Raw genomic sequence first — 25,297 nt, 5'->3', positions numbered from 1 at the left:
GTCAGCAGATCCGGCCGGGCCGGGCCGCGGTGGCCTTGAGCAGGTCCCGCACCAGGGCGAAGTCGATGTTCTCCGGTTTGCGGAACCGCAGGCAGCCCTTGCCCATGTCCTGGTCGGCCAGCCGCTCCTCGAACGCCGCACGGACGTCGCTGCGCATGAGGTAGAAGGAGACGTACTGCTTCTGGCCGGCGAACGCGATCTCGGCAACGCCGTCCCGCTCGTACGCTGGCATCCCGTACGCCATGACCTCGTCGAAGCCGTTCAGCTCCGCCCGGCACAGCTGCCGCAGCCTGGTCAGGGCCTCCCTGCGGTCCGCAGGCATTTCGGCCAGGTAGCCGTCGACGTCCTTTGCCTTGCTCTGCACCATTCCACGAGGCTATGCCGGATCCGAAGCCGCGACCAGCGGCTCCGGCCCCCGCCACCCGGCGGGCGAAGTGCGCTCGCCCGCGGCCCTGCGGTGCGGGGCAGGATCCGCCGGTCATCGGACGGGTTGGCCGGCCTCGTGCGGGCGGCGTTTGCGGGCCGTGGCGGTGAGGAAGGCCGCGGTGGTCAGGGCCCAGGCGGCGGTGGCGATCCAGAGCAGGACCTCGCCGAGGGTGTGCACCCAGGCGGTACGGGTGACGCCGGCCGCGGTGAGGGCGGCGACCGCCGTCATCCCGAGCGGGAAGACGGTGGCCCAGCGGCGGACGTCGTAGCGGGGCCGGGGGCGGCGCAGCTCGGCGAGCAGCAGGACGGCGTACCAGGCGAGGGCGAGGGCCAGCAGCACCCAGGTGGTGGCGCGGAGCGCGTCCTGGAGGCCGGCGGACCAGTCCGGCCAGGTGATGAGCTTGGCGGCCGCGAGGGCGGAGATGGCGAGCGCCCCGCCGGCGACCCACTGGTCGCCCGCGCCGGTGAGGACCTGGCGCAGGTCGAAATGGGCCAGTGCCGCGACGTAGAGGGCGAGGCCGAGGCAGAAGGCGGCCAGGGCCGCCGGGGCGAGCCAGTCGGCGGTGCCGGCCGCGGCGAGGGTGGCGGCCAGGACGGCCAGGCCCTGGGTGGAGACGCAGACCAGGAAGACGCCGCCGGGCATGCCGTGCTTCCAGTGCCGGAGGACGTCGACGAGCAGGACCGGCCAGACCAGGGCGGCGACGGCGAGCAGGGCGGTGGCGAGGTCCTGCCCGCCGCCGAGCTGCGAGATCCGGGTGCCGAGGACGCAGGTGGCGGCCACACCGGCGAGGGCGGGCGGGGTGGCGGCCCGCAGCGTCCACTGGCTCCGGTCGTTCAGGAGGGTGAGGGCGAAGGCGGCGGCCAGCAGGAGCCACAGGGCGGCGGCGAGGCCGAGCAGGATCCCGGACAGCACGTCCCGGCCGACGAGGTGGAGGCCGACGGAGACGATCCCGGTGGCCATCACGGCGGCTCCGGCGACCGGCTGCACCGTGATCCACCAGCCCCGGGACGGTGCGTCGGAATTCGGGGGCGGGTTCTCGGCCGTGGTATTCACGGGCCAATTCGAGCGGATTCCGCGGCGGGATATCGGCGCCGACACGCGGGCCCGGCGGCGAATCCGAGGATCGTCTGTTCGCACCAATAGGCTGCTGCCGAACTGACCTGCTGCCAGGAGCGTGCCGTGGCTGAGCGAATGTCGGAACCGGGGGAACTGCTCCTACGAGCCGGGAAGTTCTTCCAGCGCGGGAGCACTGCCGACGACCTGCACCGGGTGGAGCGGGAAGGCGGCCGGGACGGCGACGTCTTCTACCGGGACCGGTGGAGCCACGACAAAGTCGTGTATTCGACCCACGGGGTGAACTGCACCGGTTCCTGTCGCTGGAAGGTGTTCGTCAAGGACGGCGTCATCACCTGGGAGACCCAGGCGACGGACTATCCGTCGGTCGGCCCGGACCGGCCCGAGTACGAACCGCGCGGGTGCCCCCGCGGTGCGGCCTTCTCCTGGTACACCTATTCGCCGACCCGGGTCCGCTACCCGTACGTGCGCGGTGTGCTGCTGGAGATGTTCCGCGAGGCGAAGGACCGGCTGGGCGATCCGGTGCTGGCCTGGGCGGACATCCAGGCCGATCCGGAGCGCCGGCGCCGCTACCAGCAGGCCCGTGGCAAGGGCGGCCTGGTGCGGGCGGGCTGGGACGAGGCGGTGGAGATCGTGGCCGCGGCCCAGGTGCACACCATCAAGGCGTACGGGCCGGACCGGATCGCAGGGTTCTCCCCGATCCCGGCGATGTCGATGGTCTCGCACGCCGCGGGCGCCCGCTACCACGCACTGATCGGTGCGCCGATGCTCTCCTTCTACGACTGGTACGCCGACCTGCCGGTGGCGTCCCCGCAGGTCTTCGGCGACCAGACCGACGTCCCGGAGTCGGGGGACTGGTGGGACGCGGCGTACCTGGTGATGTGGGGCTCCAACGTGCCGGTGACCCGGACGCCGGACGCGCACTGGATGGCCGAGGCCCGCTACCGGGGGCAGAAGGTCGTCGTGGTGGCGCCCGACTACGCGGACAACGCCAAGTTCGCCGACGAGTGGCTGCACCCGCACCCGGGCACCGACGCGGCGCTGGCGATCGGCATGGGGCACGTGGTGCTCAAGGAGTTCTTCGTCGACCGGCAGGTGCCGTTCTTCACCGATTACGTCCGGCGGTTCACCGACCTGCCGTTCCTGGTCACGCTGGCCGAGCGCGACGGCGCGTACGTGCCGCACAAGTTCCTGCGCGCCGCCGACCTCGACGCCGCCGATCTCGACGCCGCCGATCTCGACGTGGCCGATCTCGACGCCGCCGACCTCGGTGCGGCCGGCGCCCGCGCGGAGGGCGCCGAGGCCGTCGAGGGGGCCGACTGGAAGACGGTGGTGCTGGACGAGGCCACCGGCGGGCCCGCCGTCCCGGGCGGCTCGCTCGGCTTCCGCTGGACGGAGTCCGGCAAGGGCCGCTGGAACCTCGACCTCGGCGGCATCCGGCCGCTCCTCTCCCTCCACGCCTCCCTGAACCGGGACGACTCCACCGCCGCCCGGCCCGTGGAGGTGCTGCTGCCGCGCTTCGACACCGAGGGCGGCGAGCACGGCCAGGGCCGCGGCGAGGTACTGCGCCGCGGCGTGCCGGCCCGCCGCCTCGGCGGGCCCGCCGGACCGCTGGTGACCACGGTCTTCGACCTCCTGCTCGCCCAGTACGGCGTCGGCCGTCCCGGGCTGCCCGGCACCTGGCCGACCGGCTACGAGGACGCCGGACAGCCGGGCACCCCCGGCTGGCAGGAGGCCCACACCTCGGTGCCGGCCGCCGCCTGCGCGCGGATCGCCCGCGAGTTCGCGACCACGGCGGAGAAGTCCCGGGGCCGCTGCATGATCCTCATGGGCGCGGGCACCAACCACTGGTTCCACTCCGAGACGATCTACCGGGCGTTCCTGGCGCTGCTGCAGCTGACCGGGTGCCAGGGGCGCAACGGCGGCGGCTGGGCACACTACGTCGGCCAGGAGAAGTGCCGGCCGGCGACCGGCTGGGCCACCCTGGCCGGCGCCGCGGACTGGGCCCGCCCGGCCCGGCAGGCGATCGGCACCGGATGGTTCTTCCTCCACACCGACCAGTGGCGCTACGACCACTTCCGGGCCGACGTGCTCGCGTCGCCGCTCGGCACCGGCGCCTTCCGCGGCATGACCGGCGCCGACTGCCTGGCCCACGCCGCCCGCACCGGTTGGATGCCCTCCTATCCGACCTTCGACCGCAATCCGCTGGACCTCGGCGACGCGGAGGACCCGGTCGCCGCAGCCGTGGCCGGGCTGAAGGACGGAACGCTGCGGTTCGCGGGCGAGGACCCCGACGCCCCGCAGAACTGGCCGCGGGTGCTCACCCTCTGGCGGTCCAACCTGCTCGGCTCCTCCGCCAAGGGCGCCGAGTACTTCGCCCGGCACCTGCTGGGCACCCATGCCGACCTGCGGGCCGCCGAGGCCCCCGAACCGGTCCGGCCGCGCGACGTCCGCTGGCACGACCGCGCCCCAGAGGGCAAGCTCGACCTGCTGCTCTCGCTCGACTTCCGGATGACGTCCTCGACCCTGCTCTCGGACGTCACCCTCCCGGCGGCCACCTGGTACGAGAAGCACGACCTGTCCAGCACGGACATGCACCCCTTCGTCCACGCCTTCACGCCGGCCGTCGACCCGCCCTGGCAGGCCCGGACGGACTTCGACGCCTTCCACGCCATCGCCCGCCGGCTCAGCGAACTCGCCGCCACCCACCTCGGCACGCGGCGGGACGTCGTCGCCACTGCGCTCCAGCACGACACCCCGGGGGAGACCGCCCAGCCCGGTGGCACCGCCCCCGACTGGCGGGCCGGCGACTGCGAACCCGCCCCCGGCCGGACGATGCCGAACCTCACGGTCGTCGAACGCGACTACACCGCGATCGCGGCCAAGATGGCGGCGCTGGGCCCGCTCGCCGAGCGCCTGGGCCTGCCGGCCAAGGGCATCGCCCTGCACCCGGACGCCGAGGTGGCCGCGCTCGCCGCCGCCAACGGCACCGCCCGCGGCGGCCCGGCCGACGGCCGCCCGCTGCTGGACACCGCCGTCAAGGCCGCCGACACCGTCCTTGCGCTGTCCGGGACCACCAACGGCCGCCTGGCCGTCCAGGGATTCCGCGCCCTCGAACAGCGCACCGGGCAGGCGATGGCGCACCTGGCGGCCGAGCACGAGGGCAGGCGGGTCGGCTACGCGGACACCCAGGCGGCGCCGGTCCCGGTGATCACCTCGCCGGAGTGGTCGGGCAGCGAGTCGGGCGGCCGCCGCTACACCGCGTTCACCCAGAACACCGAGCAGCTCAAGCCCTGGCACACGCTCACCGGCCGCCAGCACTTCTTCCTCGACCACGACTGGATCCACGAACTCGGCGAGGCCCTGCCGGTGTACCGGCCGCCGCTGGACCTGCACCGCCTCTTCGGCGAGCCCCGGCTCGGCCCCGACGGCCGCAACGAAGTGGTCGTCCGCTACCTGACCCCGCACAACAAGTGGTCCATCCACTCCGAGTACCAGGACAACTGGTTCATGCTCTCGCTCTCCCGCGGCGGCCAGCTGATCTGGATCAGCGACCTGGACGCCGCCGCCATCGGCGTCGCGGACAACGACTGGATCGAGGCGGCCAACCGCAACGGCACCGTCGTCGCCCGCGCCGTGGTCTCGCACCGCATGCCGCGCGGCACCGTCTACATGCACCACGCCCAGGACCGCACCGTCAACGTGCCCAGGACCGAGCAGGGCGGCCGCCGCGGCGGCATCCACAACTCGCTCACCCGCGTCCTCCTCAAACCCAGCCACCTGATCGGCGGCTACGCCCAGCTGTGCTGGGGCTTCAACTACCTGGGCCCCACCGGCAACCAGCGCGACGAGGTCACGGTGATCCGCCGCCGCTCCCAGGAGGTGCAGTACTGATGCCCGCGACGAACGGGGCGACCGAGCGGACCGGTGAGTCCGGGGAGGCCAGAGAGTCCGGGGAGGCCGGGGGGACCGCGACCGCGACTGCGGACTCGGCCGCGACGGCGGCGGGCCGGCCGGCGATCGGCCGCGTCAAGGCCCAGATCGCGATGGTGATGAACCTCGACAAGTGCATCGGCTGCCACACCTGCTCGGTCACCTGCAAGCAGACCTGGACCAACCGCGCCGGCGTCGAGTACGTCTGGTTCAACAACGTCGAGACCAGGCCCGGCCAGGGCTATCCGCGCCGCTGGCAGGACCAGGACCGCTGGAAGGGCGGCTGGCGGCTCGACCGCCGCGGCCGGCTCACCCTCAACTCCGGCAGCCGGGTGGGCCGGCTGGCCCGCATCTTCGCCAACCCGGTGCTGCCCACCATCAAGGACTACTACGAGCCCTGGACGTACGACTACAACACCCTCACCGACGCCCCGCTCGGCGACGACTACCCGGTGGCCGCACCGCGCTCGCTGCTCTCCGCCCGGCCGATGGCGATCGAGTGGAGCGCCAACTGGGACGACAACCTCGGCGGCCTCCCCGAGCACGCCGACGCCGATCCGCTCGTCGCGCAGGTCCGCCGGAACGCCGAGGAGAAGGTCCGGTTCGCCTTCGAGGAGAGCTTCATGTTCTACCTCCCCCGGATCTGCGAGCACTGCCTCAACCCCGCCTGCGTCGCCTCCTGCCCCTCCGGCGCGATGTACAAGCGCGAGGAGGACGGCATCGTCCTGGTCGACCAGGACCAGTGCCGCGGCTGGCGCCAGTGCGTCACCGCCTGCCCCTACAAGAAGGTCTACTTCAACCACCGCACCGGCAAGGCCGAGAAGTGCACGCTCTGCTACCCGCGCATCGAGGTCGGCCTGCCCACCGTCTGCTCCGAGACCTGCGTGGGCCGGCTGCGCTACCTCGGCGTCCTGCTCTACGACGCCGACCGGGTGGCCGCCGCGGCCTCCGTCCCCGACGAACGCGAGCTCTACCGGGCCCAGTTGGACGTCCTGCTCGACCCGGCCGACCCCGCCGTACGAGCCGCCGCCGAGCGCGACGGCATCGCCCACGACTGGATCGAGGCCGCCCGGCACTCGCCCGTCCACGCGCTGGTCTCCCGGTACCGGGTGGCGCTGCCGCTGCACCCGGAGTTCCGCACCCTCCCCATGGTCTGGTACGTCCCGCCGCTCTCCCCGGTGGTCGAGGCGCTCACCGGGACCGGGTTCGACGGCGAGGACGCCGGCAACCTCTTCGGCGCCATCGAGGCCCTGCGCATCCCCGTCGAGTACCTCGCCGGCCTGTTCACCGCCGGCGACCCGGCCCCCGTCCGCGCCGCCCTCGGCAGGCTCGCCGCGATGCGCGCCCACATGCGCGCCCGCAACCTCGGCGACCGGCCCGACCCCGCCGTCCCCGGGGCGGTCGGCATGACCGCGGACGGCATCGAGGAGATGTACCGGCTGCTGGCCGTCGCCAAGTACGAGGACCGGTACGTCATTCCCACCGCGGCCGTCGGCGACGCCCGCGCCCTGGAGGAGTCGGCCGTCCCCGCCGGGTGCTCCCTCGACCACCAGGACGGCCACGGCGCCGACGGCAGTGGCCCGTTCGGCGAGAACTCCGGCCGCAAGGCCCTGCCCATGGTCTCCCTGGAGTCCTTCCACGCGCTGCGCCGCCGCCAGCGCGCCGACCGCGAGGAGGACGCGCGATGACCGGCACCGTCCGGAAGGCCACCCGCCCCCGCAGCCGCGCCCGCTCCCACCACGACGCCGTCGCCCGTCAGGCCGCCGCCCTCTGCCTCGGCTACCCCGACGACGGCCTCGCCGAGCGGCTGCCGCTCCTGCGCGAGGCCGTCGCCGGCCTCGGCCGGCCCGTCCGCGCCGGACTGCAGTGCTTCCTGGAGCACGCCGGGAGCACCGGCCTCCCGGCCTTGGCAGCCCACTACGTCGAGGTGTTCGACTTCAAGAACCGGCACAGTCTCCACCTCAGTTGGTGGACCGACGGCGACACCCGGCGCCGCGGCACCGCCCTGCTCCGCTTCAAGGACACCTACCGCGCGCACGGCCTGGCGTGGAGCGACCGGGAGTCGACCGGCGGGGAACTGCCCGACTTCCTCCCGGTGGTCCTGGAGTTCAGCGCCGCCGCCCGGACCGACGTCCTGCTGCGCGAGTACCGGCCCGCGCTGGAACTCCTGCGGCTGGCCCTGCGCGAGGCCGGCACCCCGTACGCGGGCGTGCTCGAAGCCGTCTGCGCCACCCTGCCCGGCCCGGGCCCCGCCGACCGCGCCCGGGCGATGGCGCTCGCCCGGTCCGGGCCGCCGCGCGAGGACGTCGGCACCGGCGCCGAACTGCCGCCCTACGGACACCTGGACCAGCTCCCCGTCCACCTCGGAGGCCGCTGATGGACACCTTCCTGTGGGGCGCGCTGCCCTACCTCGCCTTCGTCTCCCTGGTGCTGGGGCTGGTCTGGCGTCACCGGTACGACCGGTTCGGCTGGACCACCCACTCCAGCGAGGTCTACGAGTCCCGGCTCCTCAACTGGGCTTCCCCCGCCTTCCACTACGGCATCCTCTTCGTCCTCGCCGGACACCTGATCGGCCTGTTCGTCCCCGCGGGCTGGACCGACGCGCTCGGCATCAGCGAGCACGCGTACCACCTGTTCTCGCTGATCGGCGGCACGCTCGCCGGCGTGCTGGCCGTCCTCGGCCTCGCCGTGCTGCTCTACCGGCGGCGCACCAACACCCCCGTCTTCCGTGCGACCACCCGCAACGACAAGGCCATGTACGTCCTGCTGTTCGGCGAGATCTGCCTCGGCCTGTACGCCAAGCTCACCAACTCGGGGCTGGACGCGGGCTACGACTACCGCAGCACCATCGCCCCGTGGGCCCGCAGCCTCTTCACGCTCCGCCCCGACGTCGACCTCTGGGCGGCCGTGCCCGCCACCTACCAGGCGCACGCGGTCGTCGGCATGCTGCTGATCGCGGTCGTCCCGTTCACCCGGCTCGTGCACATGTTCAGCGCGCCGTGGTTCTACCTGTTCCGCCCGTACATCGTCTACCGGAGCCGTCCCGCCGGCCGGGCCGCCGAGCGGGCGCCGCGCCGCGGCTGGGAGGGCATCGACGTGTGAGCCGGGGGGGCGGGTACGGAAGGCTTGAGGGCTTCTCCGCGGCGGCCGCCGATAATTCGCTTGCGTCCGGCTGGGGACCGGATATGCTGTGCCCGTCCTCGTGATTGCCGCGGTCGGAGCATCTCTCCACGCGGTGCCGGGCGAGGTTTTGACGAAGAGGAGGTGTGTCCGAATGGTTGCCGCCCTGTCGCGGCGCGCCTTCGTGTGCGCGCCCTACGCCACTCTCTTCCGTCATTCGCCCACCGGCTGACGACGCGCCAAGATCGGCGCCACGGTGGGCCGTTCCTCTGGAGCCACCGCAGTGCGCGAGCGTTACACCGACAGCGATTCCTTCTCCCGTATCCGCCCCAAGGGCGGTCCTCGGCGCGGCCGCCGGTCCGACCGGTTCGACGACGCCGAATACCAGCACCCCGAATTCGCCTCCTTCGAGGCCGAGTTCACGCAGTTCGACGATCACGCGGAGGCCACCGGGGCCACCGAATTCCACGAGTACGTCGAGTACTCCGAGCACCCCGGGTACTCCGAGCACCCCGGGTACGCCGAGTACTCCGGGTACGCCGAGTACTTCGAGGACGCCGGCGTCCTTCCGGCCCCCGCCGCCGACGGTCCGGGCGAGGGCGACCGCTGGTCCACCTGGGACCAGTCCACCCCCACCGAGAAGGGGCCGGAACCGCGCCCCGACTGGGTGGTGACCGAGCTGGCCGCCGTCGACACCGAGCTCGGGATCGTCAAGACCGGCAAGGAGGCCGACGTCTTCCTGCTGGAGCGCGGCGTCCCGGGCACCGAGCGGCGCACGCTGATGGCCGCCAAGCGCTACCGCGACGCCGCCCACCGGATGTTCCACCGCGACTCCGGCTACCTGGAGGGCCGCCAGCACAAGGAGTCCCGGGTCAGCCGGGCGATGGCCAAGCGCACCGCCTTCGGCCGCGAAGCCATCGCCGGCCAGTGGGCGGCGGCCGAGTTCGGCGCGCTGTGCCGGCTCTGGTCGGCCGGCGTGGCCGTCCCCTACCCGGTGCAGATCACCGGCACGGAGATCCTGATGGAGTTCGTCGGCACCGCCGACGGCACGGCCGCGCCCCGGCTCGCGCAGTTGCGCGCCGAGGAGGCGGACGTCGAGGACCTCTGGGAGCAGCTCGGCCGCAGCCTCTCGGTGCTCGCCGCCGACGGCTACGCCCACGGCGACCTCTCCGCGTACAACATCCTGGTCCACGAGGGCCGGCTGGTGATCATCGACGTCCCGCAGATCGTGGACGTCATCGCCAACCCGCGCGGGCGCTCGTTCCTGGAGCGGGACGTGCGCAACGTCGGCGCCTGGTTCGTCTCCCGGGGCCTGGCCGGGCGGCGTGTCGACGAGCTGGTGGGCGAGCTGGCCTTCGACGCGCGGCTGGGGTGAGCCGGCACGCGCGCGAGCGGCGGGGCGGCCGGTCCCCGGCGAGCGGACCGGCGCCCCGCCTCACCCGACCCCGCCTCACCCGAACCGCTTCACCCGCCCCCGCCTCACCCGCCCCCCGGCCCGGCCGGCGTCATGCCGTGCCGGACCAGGGGCTGCGGTGCACCGCCCGCTGCGCGCGCCCTCAGGCGAGGTCGACCAGGCCGCGGTACTCCTCGCTCCACAGGTCCTCGTCCGCGTCGGGCAGCAGCAGGACGCGGTCCGGCCGCAGCGCGTCGACCGCCCCCGCGTCGTGGGTGACCATCACGATCGCCCCCGGGTAGGTGCCGACCGCGGCCAGCACCTCGCCCCGGGAGGCGGGGTCGAGGTTGTTGGTCGGCTCGTCCAGCAGCAGGACGTTCGCCCCGGAGTGGACCAGCCCCGCCAGGGCCAGCCGGGTCCGCTCCCCGCCGGAGAGGACACCGGTCGGCTTGTCGGCGTCGTCCCCGGAGAACAGGAACGCGCCCAGCACGTGCCGGGCCTCACCGTCGCTCAGGTGCGGCGCGGCGGCGGCGAGGTTCTGCCGGACGGTGCGCTCCCGGTCGAGCGTGTCGTGCTCCTGGGCGAAGTAGCCCAGGCGCAGACCGTGCCCGTGGACCACCCGTCCGCTGTCCGGCCGTTCGGCACCGGCCAGCAGGCGCAGCAGCGTGGTCTTGCCTGCGCCGTTGAGCCCCAGCACCACCAGCCGGCTGCCGCGGTCCACAGCCAGGTCGACCCCGGTGAGGACCGGGCGGCCGCCGTAGGACTTCGCCAGGCTGATCGCGCCCAGTGGCGTCCGGCCGCACGGGGCGGGCTCGGGGAGCCGGATCCGGGCCACCTTCTCGGTGCGCCGCACCGGTTCCAGCTCGGCGAGCATCCGGTCCGCGCGGCGGGCCATGCTCCTGGCCGTGACGGCGGTGGCCGAGCGCGCCTTCATCCGGTCCGCCTGGGTGTGCAGCGCGGCGGCCTTGCGCTCGGCGTTGGCCCGCTCCCTGGCCCGGCGGCGGGCGTCGGCGTCCCGCTGCGCCAGGTAGCCGGACCAGCCGGTGTTGTGGATGTCGATCGCCGCCCGGGTGGCGTCCAGGTGGAAGACCCGGTTGGTGAGGTCGGCGAGCAGCCCGGTGTCGTGGCTGATCACCACCAGGCCGCCCCGGTGGCGCAGCAGGAAGGTGCGCAGCCAGGTGAGCGAATCGGCGTCCAGGTGGTTGGTCGGCTCGTCCAGCAGCAGGGTCCCGCCCTCGCCGGCGAAGAGGATCCGGGCGAGCTCCGCCCGGCGCTTCTGCCCGCCGGAGAGGGCACCGACCGGTTCGGCCAGGGCGTGCTCCGGCAGCCCGAGGCCGGCGGCGACCCGGGCCGCCTCGGCCTGGGCGGCGTAGCCGCCGCCGGCCTGGAACGCGGCCTCGGCACGGGTGTAGGCGTCCATCGCCCGCTCCAGCGCCGCCGCGCCGCGGGCGTCGGCCATCGCGGCCTCGGCGGCGCGGAGTGTGCGCAGGCTCTCGTCGAGCCCGCGCGCGGACAGGATCCGGTCGAGGACGGTGACGGACGGATCGGCGGCGTGCGAATCCTGGGGGAGGAATCCGACCGGCCCGGTCCGGGTGATCGCCCCCGCGGCGGGCGTGGTGTGGCCGGCGAGGGCGGTGATCAGGGTGGTCTTGCCCGCGCCGTTGCGGCCGACCAGGCCGATGCGGTCGCCGGGGGAGACGGTGAAGGAGATGTCGGACAGCAGCAGGCGCGCGCCGGCGCGCAGCTCGACACCGCGAACGGTAAGCATGGGGTAACGCTCCGAATCAGCAGGAGGACACACTTCTGGCGTGGAAGCGGGTCCTCGGCTAGGAGATTCGGGGCGTAGACATGCGGTCACGGTAACAAACGGCCGCGGCGCCGTGCACCTGCTTTTTCGCGCCGTTGCGGCTGCTGCTGCCGAGCGGCCGGATGGGGCCGAACGGCCCTGTCTGCCGGCCCGGTCGGCCCTGGCGGTCCGCCCGCGCGCCGAGGATGGTCGAAGCACACGTGGGAGCGCGCGAGTGCCCTCACCCGAAGCGGCGGGGGAGGAGCGATGAAAGAGATCACACGAACGGAATGGTTCGCGCTCGGTGTCGTCACCTTGACGGCGGCCGGGGCGGCACACGCCGTCGCGGGCGCGGCCAACATCGCCCGGGACATGATGCGACCTCAGCCGGCCGGCGGCTCGGTACCCCCGGGCGGGGCGGCGCCGCTCCCGGTGAGCGGACGCAGCGGGTGGATCCTCTTCGGCGCGATGGTCCTCGCCGGGAGCCTCGTCTACCACATCGCCTCCGACACCGAACAGATCCTCAAGGAGATCCTCGGCACCACCCGCTCCGTGCGCTGACCCGGCGCCGCCACCGGATCTCGGCCGGCCGTCCCCCTCCACCGAGAGCCGTGTGACCCCCTGCGGACACCCTCGGGATCGCCCCGGCACACCGGTGTGAGAGGGTCGGCGCCCGGACACGAGGAGGCGCCGATGCAGGGGAGCGGGTCCGGGGCCGTGGGCGGCCCCGGTAGCGGGTCGGGCCCGGGGGCTGCCTCCGGGCCGGGGAGCGGGGCACTGCCGGGGAGCGGGTCTGCGCCGGGCGGGCGGGTCCTGGTGGTGGACGACGACGCGGCGATCCGGCGCAGCCTGGAGCGCGGCCTCCGCCTGAGCGGCTTCTCGGTGGCCCTCGCCGAGGACGGCGAGACGGCGCTCGCCCGGATGCCCGTCGACACGCCGGACGTCCTGGTCCTCGACGTGTCGATGCCCGGCATCAGCGGCGCCGAGGTCTGCCGCAGCCTGCGTGCCCGCGGTGACGACATCCCCGTCCTGATGCTCTCGGCGCTGGACGAGCCCGCCGACCGGGTCGCCGGACTGCAGGCCGGCGCCGACGACTACCTCGTCAAGCCGTTCGCGCTGGAAGAACTGGTACTGCGGCTGCGGGCCCTGCTGCGCCGCCGCCCGCCGCAGCCGGACGACCGCGTCGTCGCCGGCCCCCTCACCATCGACCCCGGCACCCGCCAGGCCCGCCTGGACGGCGAGGAACTCAGGCTCACCCGGCGGGAGTTCGAGCTGCTCACCCACCTCGCCCGGAACACCGGCCTGGTCCTCTCCCGCGACCAGCTGCTGGAACGCGTCTGGGGCTACGACTTCGACGTCCGCAGCGACGCCGTCGACACATTCGTCAGCTACCTGAGGCGCAAGACCGAGGCCGGCGGGCGGCCCCGGCTCATCCACACCGTCCGGGGCGTCGGCTTCGTGCTGCGGCTGCCGGACGGCGCCGGCCACGCGTCCGACGGGGCAGCCGGCCGGATGTCCGGCCCGAGCGGGCCCGGTCCGCGGTGAGGCTCTCCACCCGGATCGCGCTCTGGGCCGCCGCCGTGGTGCCACTCCTGGTGGTGCTCGCCGGCCTGCTGCTCCTGCCCCTGGTCGCCCGCGACCTGCGGCACCAGCAGGACGCCCGGCTCAACGACCGCGCGGCCGCCCTCCTGCCCGGCGTACGGGCGCTGGTGGCCGCCGACAGCAAGGGCCGCCCCAAGGCCGAACAGAACCAGCAGCGCAAGGTGGTGGACGCCGCGCTCGATCTCGGCGTGCGGGTGACGGGCGCGGACGGCACGGTCCTGCTCTCCGTCGGTCCGCAGCCCGAGGGCCCCGGGGCCTTCCCGGCCGCGCCCGGCGGCCCGGTCACGGTGCGGGAGCACGGCACCGCCTGGCGGGTGCTCACCGTCGCCGTCACCAACCCCGGCGGAGCGAACGGCGGCGGAGCGAACACCGGCGGAGCGAATGCCGGCGGAGCGAATGCCGGCAATGGCGGCACCGCGAGCTCCGGATCCGGTCTGCTCTGGGTGGTCACCCCCACCGGGCCGGCGGACCGCGAGGCGGCCGTGGTGCGGCGACGCGTCCTGCTGGTGGCCCTGGTGTCGGCGCCGGTCTCCGCGCTCATCGGCTTCGCGCTCGCCGAGCGGGCCACCGCCCCGCTGCGCCGTCTCAGCCGCCGCGCCGCCGTCCTGGACCCGGCGGCACCGGCCCCGTCCGGCGGCCCCGCCCCCACTGGTGGGACCGGTGACGGGCCGGGCGGTCACGGCTTCGCCGCCGAGCGGACCGGGACCGCCGAGGTGGACGAGCTCTCCGCGGCCCTCGCCCTGCTGCTGACCCGCTACGACGAGCAGGCCCGGCGCACCGCCCAGGCCCTGGACACGGCCCGTTCGTTCTCCGCCGACGCCTCGCACGAGCTGCGCACCCCGCTGATGAGCCTGCGCACCAACCTCGACGTGCTGGCCGCCCACCCCGACCTGCCCGCCACCGACCGGGCGGAGATCGTGGCCGAGCTGCGGGAGGACCACACCCGGCTGCTCGACCTGTTGACCGCGCTGAGCACGTTGGCCCGGGGCGACCTCGTCCAACTGGACGCGTTCCAGCCGGTCGACCTCGCGGAACTCGTCGACGCGGCAGCCGACGAGGCCCGCCGCCGCCACCCGGGGGCCGGGTTCACCGTGGAGGCCCCGGACGAACTGCGGGTGTTCGGCTGGGAGTCCGGCCTGCGGATCATGCTCGCCAACCTGCTCGGCAACGCCGCCGTGCACGGCCGCACCGGCCCGGCCCCGGCGCGCGTCACCGTGCGGCTCGCCGCCGAGGGCCCGGCGGCGCGGCTCATCGTGGACGACACCGGCCCCGGCGTCCGGCCCGAGGACCGGGAGGCCGTCTTCCAGCGGTTCCACCGCCGGCGCGACAGCCCCGGCTCGGGCCTCGGGCTCACCCTCGTCGCCCAGCAGGCGGCCCTGCACCGGGGCACGGTCGGCATCACCGCACCGCCCGGCGGCACCGGCTGCCGGATCGAGGTGACGCTGCCGCTCCCGCGCCCGGACGCGCCGACCGTCGAGCTGCCGGCCCGCCGGGACTGGATCGCAGCCCGGGGCCGCTGACCACCGCCGCCTCGGCCGCTGACCCCCGGCGCCGGGGGCCGTCCCCGTTCCACAGGGATTCCACAAGAAGCATCCCTACGCTCCTGGTCACCACCTCCGGTCGGCCGGGCCCGTAACCGGCCGACCGGGGGCCCTTGACGGAGAAAGGACGACGCCTCATGCCCGCAGCCAACCTCCTCCCCGCCGGTCGCCGGATCGCCGCGCTCGGCGCCCTCGCCCTGGCCGGCTCGCTGCTCGTCGCCGCGCCCGCCCAGGCCGACGGCGGCAACGGCTCGCCGTCGGGCGCCCCGGCGGCCGCGACCACCCCGAAGGGCGACGGGGCCAAGGGCATCTGCAAGCGGCTGCCCAAGACCGAGGACCGCGTCACCAAGGCACTGAACCGGCTCAACGGCGACGCGACCGTGGTCGGCTCGGTCGCCCGCCTGGAGCAGCGGGTCGCGAACGCCAAGTCCGCCGGCCACGCCGAGATCCAGACCTACCTCAACGACCGCCTGACCGCCCGCAAGGCCATGGTCACCACGCTGCAGACCCGGCAGAAGGACCTCAAGTCCGTGGCGACCTGGTGCGCCGCCCAGGGCGAGGGGTCCGGCAAGTGAGCCGCCGCCCCGCCGCGGCCCTCGCCGCCGTCGTCCTCGCCGGGGTCGCCCTGCTCACCGCCTGCGGACCCGCCGGCGGCAACGGGGACGCCAAGTCCGGCCGGGCCGACAGCTCCCAGGTCGACGACATGCAGCAGAAGCTGGACGCCGCCGAGAGCGCCGCCGCCCAGGCGGACGCCGACGCCGCAGCCGACAACGGCTGACCCCGCGCGCCCCCGACAGGACAGCCCGGCCGAGGGGGCCGGGCTGTCCTGTCGGGCGCCCTCAGCGCGGGCGGTTCCTCTGCCAGAACGGCCGCTCCCAGACGGTGCCCGGCCCTGGTCTGCCCAACGTCATGGAGGAGCCGGCCAGACTGGCCGACAGCTCTTCGCTCCCCAGCTTCTCCAGGGTCCGCCTGATCTCGGCCAGGTCGTTACGGCGGGCAGAAGTGGTCGCCGTGATCGCCCGCCCGAGGTATACATGGAGGCCGAGACGACTCAGATGGTGGAGGAAGTTGGCAACTTCCTCCGGTCGCTGGCACCGACAGTAGGGCTCGATCAGGCGGTCGAGGATCGCCGGCGTCGCCCCCGCCTCGAACAGGCTCACGGCCAGTTGCGCCATCGGGGCTCCACCGCGCATCAAGCTCACGAGTCCGTCGACCAGCACCTTGGCGCTTCCCCGCTCCCTCGCCTCCAGGAGCCTGCCGATCAGATCAGCCGTCGTACCCTGTACCAGTGCAGCGTCGGCGAGCAGCGCCGCGGCACGAGGCATGTCTTCTCCCGCAGGGGCTTCGAGTAGCTCGACAACCCTGGCCACCGGTTCGTCGGAGACGATGTGGCAGACGATCCGGTCTGCCTCCTCGGACCCGCCCCGCTGGATCAACCCTCGAAGGATCACGACGAGTTCGGCGTACGGCCGGGTCGCGGCGATGATCCTTCGCAGTTCCGTACGCTGCGATTCTCCAGTCAGCTCGGTCTGCTGTAGCAGGCACTCCGACCGGTCTGGCGGTGGCGGTGGCGGCGGCCCGGGCCGCCGGCCGGCCAGCGCGACCAACAGGTCGACGACATCCTGGGACGACCGGTACAGGACCGCTGCCCCCAGAGCCGCCCGGGCGGTTCCCGCCATGGTGGCGAGTTCATGCACCGGGCGGTCCGCTCCGGTGGCTCGCAGAAGCGCCGACCGGACGGCCGCCGGGAGCCTTCCGTACAGGTCCCGGTACCAGGCGCTGACCGCTGTTTCCGGTGGGGTGTGGTTGAGCAGCACGGCTGCGTATCCGTGCCAGCCGAGGTCGTTCAGACGTATCCAGGTGGCGGGGGCGTCAACTGTCCGCGCAAGCGCCCAAAGCTCGTAGTCGCTGGCACCGATCAGCAGCGCGGCGAACCCACCCGTCGGGCGTCAGCGGCCGAAGACGAAGGTGATCCCGCGCGTGCCCTGGATCTGGGAGCTGCCCACCAGCTGGACGCCGCCGCTTGCGGAGACCTGGAAGCTCAACTGCACCTCCTTGAGCATCGGGCCCTCGCGCTCGGCGATCTGCGCGAACAGTGCCTGCAGCGCGTCCACGGTCTCCGTGAGGTTCTTGCGCAGCACGCCGAGCGGGACCTTTCGCAGCACGGCCTCGCGGTCGCGCCCGAAGACGCCCATGGTCTCGCCGTCCTCCTCCTCGTCCTCCGTCACCCAGAAGTCGAGGGAGTCCAGCTCAGTGTTCTCCGGCTCGTCCGCCATTGCCCCCACCCCAGCGATCAGACCCTCAGGCCGACGTCGATGCGGCGTCGCGCCGCAGGCAGAGGATAGCCCCCGGGCATCGCCGACAGAAGTCGATCTATCTATTGATCAAGGAAGTTGACGATCAGTCACACTCCTCGATCGGGGCCGGGGGGCCTCGGCGGTCGGCGCCGAGGCCCCTGTGGGTTTGCGATCAGCTGTCGACGGCGTCGGTGACGCGGTTCCAGTCGTCCAGGTCTGCGGTGCGGGCTTCGAGGGCGGTGCGCATGGTGGTGGCGCTGGAGGTGCCGAGGGCCAGGCGCAGCGGGGGGTTGGGGCTGTCGACCGCGGTGCGGATGCCTTCGGCGATCCGGGCCGCGGAGGAGAACGCGGATGCGGGCATCTCCCCGATGCCCTTCTGGACCTCGCGGACGGTCCGGTCGTAGTCGTCGAGACCGGCGGCGACGTCGAGGTTGGACAGGAAGGGGGTGGCGGTCATCCCGGGCTGGATGATCGTCACCTTGATGCCGAGCGGTGCGACCTCGGCCACCAGTGCGTCCGACAGGCCCTCGACCGCGTACTTGGTCGCGGCCAGCAGTCCCACGCCGGGGTGGGCGGACTGCCCGTAGACGGACGAGCCCTGGAGGACGTGTCCGGAGCGCTGGGAGCGGAGGACCGGCAGCGTCGCGCGGAGCACGTTGAGCACTCCGAAGACGTTGGTGTCGAACACGGCGCGGGCCTGTGCGTCGGAGGCTTCCTCGACGGCTCCGAAGAGGCCGTAGCCGGCGTTGTTGGCCACCACGTCGATGCGGCCGAACCGCGAGAGCGTGCGCTCCACCGCGTCCCGGACGGCCTGCTCGTCACGCACGTCGGCGGGGACGAGGAGCAGGCGGTCGCCGTGAGCGTCGGTCAGTTCGTCCAGGGGAGCAGTGTCGCGGGCGATCGCCGCGACGGCGTCGCCGTTCGCCAGTGCCTGGAGGGTCAGTTCGCGGCCGATGCCGGAGGTTGCGCCGGTGATGAGCCAGGTGCGGGGGGTGGTCTGCTGGTTCGAAGTTCCGTTCATGTTGCGACCGTAAGCGGTTAGCTCATAACGAGTCAAGCAGGGTGGTGCTGCGCGTTGCCTGTTAGGAGCCTTAGTGCCTCTTCCTGCTGCTGTACGATGGGGTGATGAGCAGCGTTGCAGCCGGATCTGCGAAACCCAGCCCGCGCACCGTCGTGCCGACGGTGGAGACCGTGCTCGCGTTCGTGAACACGCGCGCGGACGGCGGCGGCCGGCAGGAGCTGTTCGGGGACGGGCACTCGTTCGCGGCATGGCTCGCGGAGCACGACGAGTTCGGAGACGAGTTCGGCGGCGAGGCGGTGGCGACCGATGCCGATGCCGCGGCCGCGCGCGAGCTGCGTGACGCCCTGGTGACCCTGCTGCTCGCGCACTCGGGCGACGAGGAGAGCCTGGGCGAGCCGCTCCGGCACGCCGAGCAACACCTGCGGCGCGCAGGTGCGCTCTACCCGCTGGCGACGGTGGTCACCGCCGGTGGCGTCGAGCTGGCGTCGCCGCAGGCCGGGGTGCCGCGTGTGTTCGGGACCGTCCTGGCCGCGGTGACGACCTTCGCGCAGACCGGCGACTGGGGGCGCATCAAGGCGTGCCGCAACCCCCCGTGCCACTTCGGCTTCTTCGACCGCACCCGCAACGGCTCAGGGCTCTACTGCAGTACCGGCTGCGGCTCCCAGGTGTCCATGCGCAACTACCGCCGGCGGCAGCGCCGGGAGAGTGAGGCACCGCCCGAGGCGTGACGCCGCGGCGTGGCCACCTCGTAGCTACGGCTGGGGGAGGTTCACGCCCGTCGGGACGACGACGACGGGGCACTCGGCGTGCTGGACGACGGCCTGGCTGGTGGAGCCGAGACGGCCGAACGGGCCGCGGGGGCGGCCGTGGCGGCCGACGACGAGGAGGGTGCGGCCGGCCGATGCGGACACGAGCTGCTTCGCCGGGCTGGAGCGGGCGAGGGTCGTGGTCACGGAGACGTCCGGGAAGCGTTCCCGCCAGCCCGTCAGCACCTCGGCGAGCATCCGTTTGTGCTCGGCCTCGACGTGCGACTCCTCGTACACCAGGGGGACTTCGTGGCCGGGGCCCATCAGCAGCGGATTGGTCCAGGCGTGCACGACGTCCAGTGGCAGGCCCAGCCGCCGGGCCGCCAGGAAGGCGTACGCGAGCACCGGTTCCTCGTGCTCCTCGCCCTCGACGCCGACCACCACGGCTGGGTCGGCCGCCGGCTCGGCGGTGCGGACCACGACGACCGGGCAGGGTGCCTGCGCGGCCAGATGGAGGGTGGTCGAGCCGAGGAGGAGTTTGGGGAATCCGCCCGAGCCGCGGGCGCCGACCACCAGCAGTGTCGCCTGCTCGGCTGCCGCGGTGAGGACTTCGCGCGGCTTGCCGTCCACGAGGTCGGCGGTGACCAGGAGCCTCGGGTGCAGGGCGGCGACCCGGGCGCGCTCGACGGCGAGCAGGGCCCCGTCCTCCTCCCGGCCGGAGGGCAGTTCGGGGGCGCGCACGAGGCGCAGCGTGAGCTGTCGGCGAATCGCCTCCTCGGCGGCCCAGTCGAGGGCGGCCTCGCTCGGCTCCGATGCGTCGATCCCCACGGTGACGGGTCCGTTCAAGGCGCATCCTCCAGTTCGCGGCGCAGCGCCGGTCGGCCGGTGGGTCCAGGCTATGCCCGCTCCCGGTACGCCGCCGGTCGGCGAACGGGCGGTCGGACGGCCGGTCGGCGTCCGCTGGTGCGGCCGACCGGCCCGGCGCGGAGAATCGGTGGGGTGACCGCCCCGGCGACCCAGGGAGCAGGCGATGGACGCGAGTGAGCCGGCGACGGGGGCTCGGCCGGTGCGGGTGTTCCTGCTGGACGACCACGAGGTGGTCCGGCGCGGGGTGCGGGACCTGCTGGAGGCGGAGCCAGACATCGAGGTCGCCGGTGAGGCGGCCACCTGTGCGCAGGCGCTGGCCCGCATCCCGGCCCTGCGGCCGGACGTCGCCATCCTCGACGTGCGGCTGCCGGACGGCGACGGGGTCACCGTCTGCCGGGAGCTGCGGGACCGCCTGCCCGGGCTGGCCTGCCTGATGCTGACCTCGTTCGACGACGACGACGCCCTGCTCGACGCGATCATGGCCGGTGCGGCCGGGTACGTGCTGAAGCAGGTCAAGGGCGCCGACCTGGTGAGTGCGGTGCGCACAGTGGCGTCGGGGCAGTCCATGCTCGACCCGGCGACCACCCGCAAGCTGATGGAGAGCCTGCGCCACCACGAGGAGAGCGAGACCGAGGCCGCGCTGGCCCAGCTGACCCCGCGCGAGCGGGAGATCCTGGCCCTGGTGGGGGAGGGGAAGACCAACCGGCAGATCGGCCAGGAGCTCTACCTCGCCGAGAAGACGGTGAAGAACCACGTCTCGCGGCTGCTCGCCAAGCTCGGCGTGGAACGGCGCCTCCAGGCGGCCGTCCTCGCTGCGCACGCCGATCCCGAGCAGCACCGCCACCACCCGCACTGAGCGGTGTGCTTCCGGTGTGGAGCCCCTCGGGCCGGCAGATTGAGCCGAACGGCCCATGCGGTGCCCCCGGCTCCGGCCGCACGGTGGTGGTGGGGCCGACACGCCCCGCAGGCCCGGCCGAGGAGACCGGGACGCTGGAGACGCCGGCGAAGACACTGCCGGAGACGCCGGCGGAGACATTGGCGCAGACGCCGAGCCCGGAGATCAGGAGACGGTCATGTCCACCCTCGCCCTCGACGCCGCCGCGTTGGAGAAGCTGGTCTCCGCGGCGGTCGCCGCCCCCTCGATCCACAACAGCCAGCCCTGGCACTTCCGGCTCCAGCCGGAGACCTCGACCCTGGAGGTCCGCGCCGCCCGCGAGCGGGCCGTCCCGGCCGCCGACCCGCAGGGCCGAGCGATGCACATCTCGGTCGGTGCGGCCGTGCTCAACCTGTGTGTCGCCGCCCGGTACCTCGGCTGGGCGCCGCAGGTGCGGCTGCTGCCCGACCCGGCCGAACCGGACCTCTTCGCCGCCGTCGAGCTGGACGTTTCCGCCCCGGCCCGGGCCCCCGGCACCGACGACCTGTACGAGGCGATCTGGCACCGCCACACCATCCGCACCCCGTTCACCGGGGACCCCGTCCCGCCGGCGGTCCTGGACGAGCTGGTGACCGCCGCCCGCACGGAGGACGCGTCGCTGGGCCTGCCCGACCGGGAGGAGACCGCCCGGCTGCTGGAGATCACCGCCGAGGCCGAGCGGCGCAACACCACCGACGCCGCCGCGCACGACGAGAGCCGCAGGTGGGTCCACGGCGGCGACCTGCCGCCCTACGGCATCCCGGCCCGCGCGCTGGGCCCGCAGGACCGCACCGGGAACGTGCCGATGCGCGACTTCGCCGCGATCCGGGCCACCGAGCACCGGACCCCCGCCACCTTCGAGCGCGAGCCCCGGATCGCGGTGCTCTCCACCGCGCACGACCGGCCCGTGGACTGGCTGCGCGCCGGGATCGCCCTGGAGCACGTCCTTCTCGCGGCCACCGTCCACGGCGTCCGGGCCTCGCTGTTCCACCAGGCGATGGAGTGGCCCTACCTGCGCTGGGCCACCCGCGAGCCGCACCAGCGGCCGGGCCACGTCCAGATGCTGATCCGCCTCGGATACGGTCCGGAGGGCGCCGCCACGCCCCGCCTCGCACCCGGGGACGTGCTGGACCCGGAGGGCTGAAGGGCCGCGGGCCGGCGGCGATGCCGGCGCCCGCCAGGACGCGACCGTCTCAGCCGGCCGGCAGCGGGACCCGCCACAGGAGTTCGGTGCCGCCCTCGGGGCGGCCGCGGGCGGTGAAGCTGCCGCCGAGGGCGGCGGCCCGGTCGGCCAGGTTGGCCAGGCCGCTGCGCCGGCCACCGGCCGGGAGGCCGATGCCGTCGTCCGTCACGGTCAGTGACAGCTCCGACCCCGCGCCGATCGTGATCTCGACCGAGCGGGCTTCGGCGTGCCGGGCGGCGTTGGAGAGTGCCTCCTCCAGCACGGCGATCGCGGCGTCGGCGGTCTCGGCGGGCACGGTGACGTCGAGCAGGCCGGTCATTCGGACGGACGGGGTGAAGCCGAGCGTCCGGGCGGCCCGCTCGACCACCTCGACGACCCGGGTCCGCAGGCCGGTGGCGGCCGGACCGGTCTCCCGCAGGCGCAGGCCGAAGATGGTGGCGCGGATCGTCTTGGCCGTGTCGTCCAGGTCGTCGATGGCCCGCAGTACGCGGTCGGCAGCCTCCGGGTGCTCGATGAAGCGGGTGGCGCCCTGGAGGGTCATGCCGGTGGCGAAGAGCCGCTGGATCGCCAGGTCGTGCAGGTCGCGGGCGATCCGGTCGCGCTCCTGCAGCAGCGCGACCCGCTCGGAGTCGCGGCGGCGTTCGGCCAGCTCCATGGCCACTGCCGCCTGGCCGGCGAAGCCCAGCAGCGGAGCGGACTCGTCCTCGCCGAACAGTGCGGCGCCGGCCGCCCGGGCCAGCATCAGGACGCCGCGCACCCCGTGCTCGGGGGTGCCGATCGGCACCGCGACGGCCGGGCCGAGGCCCTCCCAGCGGGGCGGGCCGGCGGTGATCCGCGGGTCCTTGCGGACGTCGGTGCTGACCACGAGCCCGCCGGTGCGCACGGCGGCGCCGACGAAGGACCCGTCGACGGGGACGACCAGGCCGCGGTGCTGCAGCTCGCCGAGGCCGGAGGCGATCCGCACCTCCAGCTCCTCGGTCTCCGGGAGGGGGAGGGCGACCACCGCCAGGTCCGCGCCGGCGACCTCGGCCGCCCGGGTGACGAGCAGGTCGAGGACGTCCTGCTCCGCCTGCCCGGACAGCAGGCCGTTGGTGACCTCCGCGCTCGCCTGCAGCCACCGCTCGCGCAGCCGCGCCCGGGCGTACAGGCGGGCGTTGTCGATGGCGACCCCGGCGGCGACGGCGAGGGTGGCGAGCACCGACTCGTCCTCGGCGTCGAACTCGCCGCCGCCCCGCTTCTCGGTGAGGTAGAGATTGCCGAACACCTTCTCCCGGACCCTGATCGGCACGCCCAGGAACGACTGCATCGGCGGGTGGTGGGCCGGGAAGCCGTAGGAGGCCGGGTGGTCGGAGAGCCGTGCCAGCCGCAGCGGCTCCGGGCGGCGGATCAGCTCGCCCAGCACCCCGTGCCCGGACGGCAGGGATCCGATCATCCGGACCTGGTCGTCGGAGACCCCCACCGGGATGAACTGGGAGAGCCGCTGGTCCTCGCCGATCACGCCGAGTGCGCCGTACTCGGCGTCGACGAGGGTCACCGCCGCCTCGACGATGTGGCGCAGCGCCTGTTCGAGCTCCAGGTCGCGCCCGACGGCCAGCACCGCCTCCAGCAGGCTGTGCACCCGGTCGCGGGTGCCCCGGGCCGCGTCCAGCCGGGCCTGGAGCTCGTCCAGCAGCTCGTCCAGGCGTAGCTTCGGTACGGGGGCGGGGTTCTCGGGTCCCTCCGGACGCTCCGGCCCTTCCGAACGCTCCGAAGTCTCCGGATGCTGTGATGCGCTGCCCAAGGGAATCCTCCGTGGCTCGCCCGATGCCACCGACGTGCCCGCCACTGACCAGCGTAGAGACCGGCGGCCCGCGGCGCCGGGCGTGCGTCCGGCGGCGCGCAGGGCCGGTCGGCCCGGGCGCAGGGCCGCGCGGCCCCTGGCGGGGCCCGTCACCCGGCGGAACAGTGGAAGGGCGGGCGGAACCGGACCCACGCCTTCCGGTATCGCCGCCCCACCGACCGGGGCACACGTCCGGGAGGCGGATCCGGGACACACGTCCGACAGGCAGATCCGGGAGGGCGCGTCCGGGAGGCGCCCGAGGCGCGCCCGGGAGAGGCTTGCGAGGCGTCTGCGACGCGCCGGAGCGGCACCCGGGTGACCGCCCGTGCGGCGCACATGGCGGGTGCCCCCGAGGTGCCCGAGAGGAGTGAGCAGGGCATGAAGGCACTGACGTTCCACGGACCGGGCCGTCGCACCTGGGGCGAGGTTCCCGACCCGGTCGTCCGCGACCCCGAGGACGCCGTCGTCCGGGTGGACGCCGTCACCATCTGCGGCACCGACCTGCACATCCTCAAGGGCGACGTCCCCGAGGTCACCGAGGGCCGGATCCTCGGCCACGAGGCCGTCGGCACCGTCACCGCGACCGGACCGGGCGTCCGCACCGTCCGCGTCGGCGACCGCGTCGTGGTCTCCTGCATCTCCGCCTGCGGCCGCTGCGCCTACTGCCGCGGCGCGAGCTACGGCCAGTGCACCGGCGGGGGCGGCTGGATCCTCGGCCACCTGATCGACGGCTGCCAGGCCGAGTACGTCCGCACCCCCTTCGCGGACACCTCGCTCCACCGGCTGCCCGACGGCGTCACCGACGAGGACGCGCTCCTGCTCGCGGACATCCTGCCCACCTCCTACGAGGTGGGGATCCGCAACGGCCGGGTCGGGCCGGGCGACACGGTGGTGGTCGTCGGCGCGGGGCCGATCGGCCTCGCCGCGATCCTCACCGCCCGGCTGTACAGCCCGTCCCGCATCGTCGCCGTCGACCTCGCACCGAGCCGGCTCGACGCCGCCAAGCGGTTCGGTGCCGACACCGTGCTCACCGCCGCCGAAGCCACCGTGGACGCGGTGCGCGAGCTGACCCGGGACGGGCTCGGCGCGGACGTCGCGATCGAGGCGGTCGGCGTCCCGGAGTCCTTCGAGCTCTGCACGCGTCTGGTGCGCCCCGGCGGCCGGGTCGCCAACGTCGGCGTGCACGGCAGGCCGGCGCTGCTGCACCTGGAGGAGCTCTGGATCCGCAACGTCACCATCACCACCGGCCTGGTCGACACGCACAGCACCCCGCTGCTGCTCGACATGCTGGCGGCCGGCCGGCTGGACGTCGCCGGGCTGGTCACCCACCGCTTCGGCCTCGACGAGATGCAGGAGGCCTACGACGTGTTCGCCGACGCCGGCGCGAACAGCGCCCTCAAGGTCGCACTCTTCCGGACCGCCTGACCCGGACGGGCAGAGCGGCGTCGGTACGACGGAGCACCAGAACGGACGACCACCGGCGATGCCGAAATGACGCCGAACGAGACCAGATCAGACCAGATCAGACCAGAACAGGCCGGACGATGCCGAGCGAGGCCGGACGGCGCCCGCGGG

Annotated in this window: 22 protein-coding genes; 14 read left to right on the top strand and 8 right to left on the bottom strand. The window is 74.0% G+C overall.

Annotated features, from left to right (window positions below; genetic code table 11):
• Window position 1: 1 nt before the first annotated feature.
• On the bottom strand, window positions 2–367 hold the full coding sequence (locus ACIPSC_RS07545; RefSeq protein ID WP_400824006.1) for an iron chaperone: 366 nt from the start codon (window positions 365–367) through the stop codon (window positions 2–4).
• 111 nt (window positions 368–478) lie between these two features.
• Entirely contained in the window at window positions 479–1,480 is a 1,002-nt protein-coding gene (locus tag ACIPSC_RS07540; protein WP_400824004.1) for a hypothetical protein, read from the bottom strand.
• Between the two features lie 138 nt (window positions 1,481–1,618).
• Between ACIPSC_RS07540 and ACIPSC_RS07535 the strand changes: the two genes are divergently transcribed.
• The 5 genes from ACIPSC_RS07535 (at window position 1,619) to ACIPSC_RS07515 (ending at window position 9,929) form a co-directional block, all read left to right on the top strand.
• Window positions 1,619–5,395, top strand: a complete 3,777-nt coding sequence (locus ACIPSC_RS07535) for a nitrate reductase subunit alpha (protein ID WP_400824100.1) — start codon at window positions 1,619–1,621, stop codon at window positions 5,393–5,395.
• Entirely contained in the window at window positions 5,395–7,122 is a 1,728-nt protein-coding gene (narH, locus tag ACIPSC_RS07530; protein WP_400824001.1) for a nitrate reductase subunit beta, read from the top strand. Before ACIPSC_RS07535 ends, narH begins: the two co-directional genes overlap by 1 nt.
• Entirely contained in the window at window positions 7,119–7,811 is a 693-nt protein-coding gene (gene narJ / locus ACIPSC_RS07525; protein ID WP_400823999.1) for a nitrate reductase molybdenum cofactor assembly chaperone, read from the top strand. The genes narH and narJ overlap by 4 nt, the downstream gene beginning before the upstream one ends.
• On the top strand, window positions 7,811–8,536 hold the full coding sequence (narI, locus tag ACIPSC_RS07520) for a respiratory nitrate reductase subunit gamma (protein WP_400823997.1): 726 nt from the start codon (window positions 7,811–7,813) through the stop codon (window positions 8,534–8,536). Before narJ ends, narI begins: the two co-directional genes overlap by 1 nt.
• Window positions 8,537–8,837: 301 nt before the next feature.
• A complete protein-coding gene (locus tag ACIPSC_RS07515; protein ID WP_400823995.1) occupies window positions 8,838–9,929 on the top strand; it encodes a serine protein kinase RIO in 1,092 nt (363 codons plus the stop codon).
• 181 nt (window positions 9,930–10,110) lie between these two features.
• On the opposite strand, the gene ACIPSC_RS07510 is transcribed toward ACIPSC_RS07515, so the two are convergent.
• Window positions 10,111–11,715, bottom strand: a complete 1,605-nt coding sequence (locus tag ACIPSC_RS07510; protein WP_400823993.1) for an ABC-F family ATP-binding cassette domain-containing protein — start codon at window positions 11,713–11,715, stop codon at window positions 10,111–10,113.
• 285 nt (window positions 11,716–12,000) lie between these two features.
• On the opposite strand from ACIPSC_RS07510, the gene ACIPSC_RS07505 reads away from it, so the two are divergent.
• The 5 genes from ACIPSC_RS07505 (at window position 12,001) to ACIPSC_RS07485 (ending at window position 15,654) form a co-directional block, all read left to right on the top strand.
• Window positions 12,001–12,294: a hypothetical protein gene (locus tag ACIPSC_RS07505; protein ID WP_400823991.1), complete on the top strand. Its 294-nt coding sequence runs from the start codon at window positions 12,001–12,003 to the stop codon at window positions 12,292–12,294.
• A gap of 255 nt (window positions 12,295–12,549) precedes the next feature.
• Window positions 12,550–13,278, top strand: coding sequence for a response regulator transcription factor (locus ACIPSC_RS07500; RefSeq protein ID WP_400823989.1), 729 nt, complete (start codon window positions 12,550–12,552; stop codon window positions 13,276–13,278).
• The gene (locus tag ACIPSC_RS07495) at window positions 13,275–14,855 is read left to right on the top strand and encodes a sensor histidine kinase (protein WP_400823987.1); all 1,581 of its coding nucleotides are present in this window, start codon (window positions 13,275–13,277) and stop codon (window positions 14,853–14,855) included. Before ACIPSC_RS07500 ends, ACIPSC_RS07495 begins: the two co-directional genes overlap by 4 nt.
• 158 nt (window positions 14,856–15,013) lie before the next feature.
• Entirely contained in the window at window positions 15,014–15,451 is a 438-nt protein-coding gene (locus ACIPSC_RS07490) for a hypothetical protein (protein WP_400823986.1), read from the top strand.
• Window positions 15,448–15,654 carry a hypothetical protein gene (locus ACIPSC_RS07485; protein WP_400823985.1) on the top strand — a complete coding sequence of 69 codons (207 nt, stop codon included), beginning with the start codon at window positions 15,448–15,450 and terminating at the stop codon, window positions 15,652–15,654. The genes ACIPSC_RS07490 and ACIPSC_RS07485 overlap by 4 nt, the downstream gene beginning before the upstream one ends.
• Before the next feature lie 61 nt (window positions 15,655–15,715).
• On the opposite strand, the gene ACIPSC_RS07480 is transcribed toward ACIPSC_RS07485, so the two are convergent.
• The 3 genes from ACIPSC_RS07480 to ACIPSC_RS07470 form a co-directional block, all read right to left on the bottom strand.
• Entirely contained in the window at window positions 15,716–16,693 is a 978-nt protein-coding gene (locus ACIPSC_RS07480; RefSeq protein WP_400823984.1) for a hypothetical protein, read from the bottom strand.
• A gap of 132 nt (window positions 16,694–16,825) precedes the next feature.
• Window positions 16,826–17,152, bottom strand: coding sequence for a hypothetical protein (locus ACIPSC_RS07475; protein WP_400823982.1), 327 nt, complete (start codon window positions 17,150–17,152; stop codon window positions 16,826–16,828).
• A gap of 193 nt (window positions 17,153–17,345) precedes the next feature.
• The gene (locus tag ACIPSC_RS07470) at window positions 17,346–18,194 is read right to left on the bottom strand and encodes an SDR family NAD(P)-dependent oxidoreductase (protein WP_400823980.1); all 849 of its coding nucleotides are present in this window, start codon (window positions 18,192–18,194) and stop codon (window positions 17,346–17,348) included.
• A gap of 104 nt (window positions 18,195–18,298) precedes the next feature.
• On the opposite strand from ACIPSC_RS07470, the gene ACIPSC_RS07465 reads away from it, so the two are divergent.
• Window positions 18,299–18,922, top strand: coding sequence for a CGNR zinc finger domain-containing protein (locus tag ACIPSC_RS07465; RefSeq protein ID WP_400823978.1), 624 nt, complete (start codon window positions 18,299–18,301; stop codon window positions 18,920–18,922).
• A 24-nt stretch (window positions 18,923–18,946) separates the two neighbouring features.
• On the opposite strand, the gene ACIPSC_RS07460 is transcribed toward ACIPSC_RS07465, so the two are convergent.
• Window positions 18,947–19,786, bottom strand: a complete 840-nt coding sequence (locus ACIPSC_RS07460; RefSeq protein ID WP_400823976.1) for a universal stress protein — start codon at window positions 19,784–19,786, stop codon at window positions 18,947–18,949.
• 184 nt (window positions 19,787–19,970) lie between these two features.
• Between ACIPSC_RS07460 and ACIPSC_RS07455 the strand changes: the two genes are divergently transcribed.
• A complete protein-coding gene (locus tag ACIPSC_RS07455; protein ID WP_400823974.1) occupies window positions 19,971–20,663 on the top strand; it encodes a response regulator in 693 nt (230 codons plus the stop codon).
• Between the two features lie 217 nt (window positions 20,664–20,880).
• The gene (locus ACIPSC_RS07450; RefSeq protein ID WP_400823972.1) at window positions 20,881–21,864 is read left to right on the top strand and encodes an Acg family FMN-binding oxidoreductase; all 984 of its coding nucleotides are present in this window, start codon (window positions 20,881–20,883) and stop codon (window positions 21,862–21,864) included.
• 49 nt (window positions 21,865–21,913) lie between these two features.
• On the opposite strand, the gene ACIPSC_RS07445 is transcribed toward ACIPSC_RS07450, so the two are convergent.
• Entirely contained in the window at window positions 21,914–23,683 is a 1,770-nt protein-coding gene (locus ACIPSC_RS07445) for a GAF domain-containing protein (RefSeq protein WP_400823970.1), read from the bottom strand.
• A 417-nt stretch (window positions 23,684–24,100) separates the two neighbouring features.
• Between ACIPSC_RS07445 and ACIPSC_RS07440 the strand changes: the two genes are divergently transcribed.
• A complete protein-coding gene (locus ACIPSC_RS07440; protein WP_400823968.1) occupies window positions 24,101–25,147 on the top strand; it encodes a zinc-dependent alcohol dehydrogenase family protein in 1,047 nt (348 codons plus the stop codon).
• The last annotated feature ends 150 nt before the right edge of the window (window positions 25,148–25,297 follow it).

Origin of the sequence: Kitasatospora sp. NPDC090091 (assembly GCF_044747365.1) — a bacterium.
Taxonomy (GTDB): domain Bacteria; phylum Actinomycetota; class Actinomycetes; order Streptomycetales; family Streptomycetaceae; genus Kitasatospora.
The sequence above is the reverse complement of the archived record's forward strand: the minus strand, read 5'-3'. Positions and strand labels throughout refer to the sequence as shown.

Excerpts from the sequence above, each read along its gene's own strand:
- ACIPSC_RS07470 (WP_400823980.1), bottom strand. The coding sequence starts at position 18,194 with ATGAACGGAACTTCGAACCAGCAGACCACCCCCCGCACCTGGCTCATC.
- ACIPSC_RS07535 (WP_400824100.1), top strand. The coding sequence starts at position 1,619 with ATGTCGGAACCGGGGGAACTGCTCCTACGAGCCGGGAAGTTCTTCCAG.
- ACIPSC_RS07440 (WP_400823968.1), top strand. The coding sequence starts at position 24,101 with ATGAAGGCACTGACGTTCCACGGACCGGGCCGTCGCACCTGGGGCGAG.
- narH (WP_400824001.1), top strand. The coding sequence starts at position 5,395 with ATGCCCGCGACGAACGGGGCGACCGAGCGGACCGGTGAGTCCGGGGAG.
- ACIPSC_RS07465 (WP_400823978.1), top strand. The coding sequence starts at position 18,299 with ATGAGCAGCGTTGCAGCCGGATCTGCGAAACCCAGCCCGCGCACCGTC.
- narJ (WP_400823999.1), top strand. The coding sequence starts at position 7,119 with ATGACCGGCACCGTCCGGAAGGCCACCCGCCCCCGCAGCCGCGCCCGC.
- ACIPSC_RS07455 (WP_400823974.1), top strand. The coding sequence starts at position 19,971 with ATGGACGCGAGTGAGCCGGCGACGGGGGCTCGGCCGGTGCGGGTGTTC.
- narI (WP_400823997.1), top strand. The coding sequence starts at position 7,811 with ATGGACACCTTCCTGTGGGGCGCGCTGCCCTACCTCGCCTTCGTCTCC.
- ACIPSC_RS07510 (WP_400823993.1), bottom strand. The coding sequence starts at position 11,715 with ATGCTTACCGTTCGCGGTGTCGAGCTGCGCGCCGGCGCGCGCCTGCTG.
- ACIPSC_RS07545 (WP_400824006.1), bottom strand. The coding sequence starts at position 367 with ATGGTGCAGAGCAAGGCAAAGGACGTCGACGGCTACCTGGCCGAAATG.
- ACIPSC_RS07475 (WP_400823982.1), bottom strand. The coding sequence starts at position 17,152 with ATGGCGGACGAGCCGGAGAACACTGAGCTGGACTCCCTCGACTTCTGG.
- ACIPSC_RS07505 (WP_400823991.1), top strand. The coding sequence starts at position 12,001 with ATGAAAGAGATCACACGAACGGAATGGTTCGCGCTCGGTGTCGTCACC.
- ACIPSC_RS07450 (WP_400823972.1), top strand. The coding sequence starts at position 20,881 with ATGTCCACCCTCGCCCTCGACGCCGCCGCGTTGGAGAAGCTGGTCTCC.
- ACIPSC_RS07490 (WP_400823986.1), top strand. The coding sequence starts at position 15,014 with ATGCCCGCAGCCAACCTCCTCCCCGCCGGTCGCCGGATCGCCGCGCTC.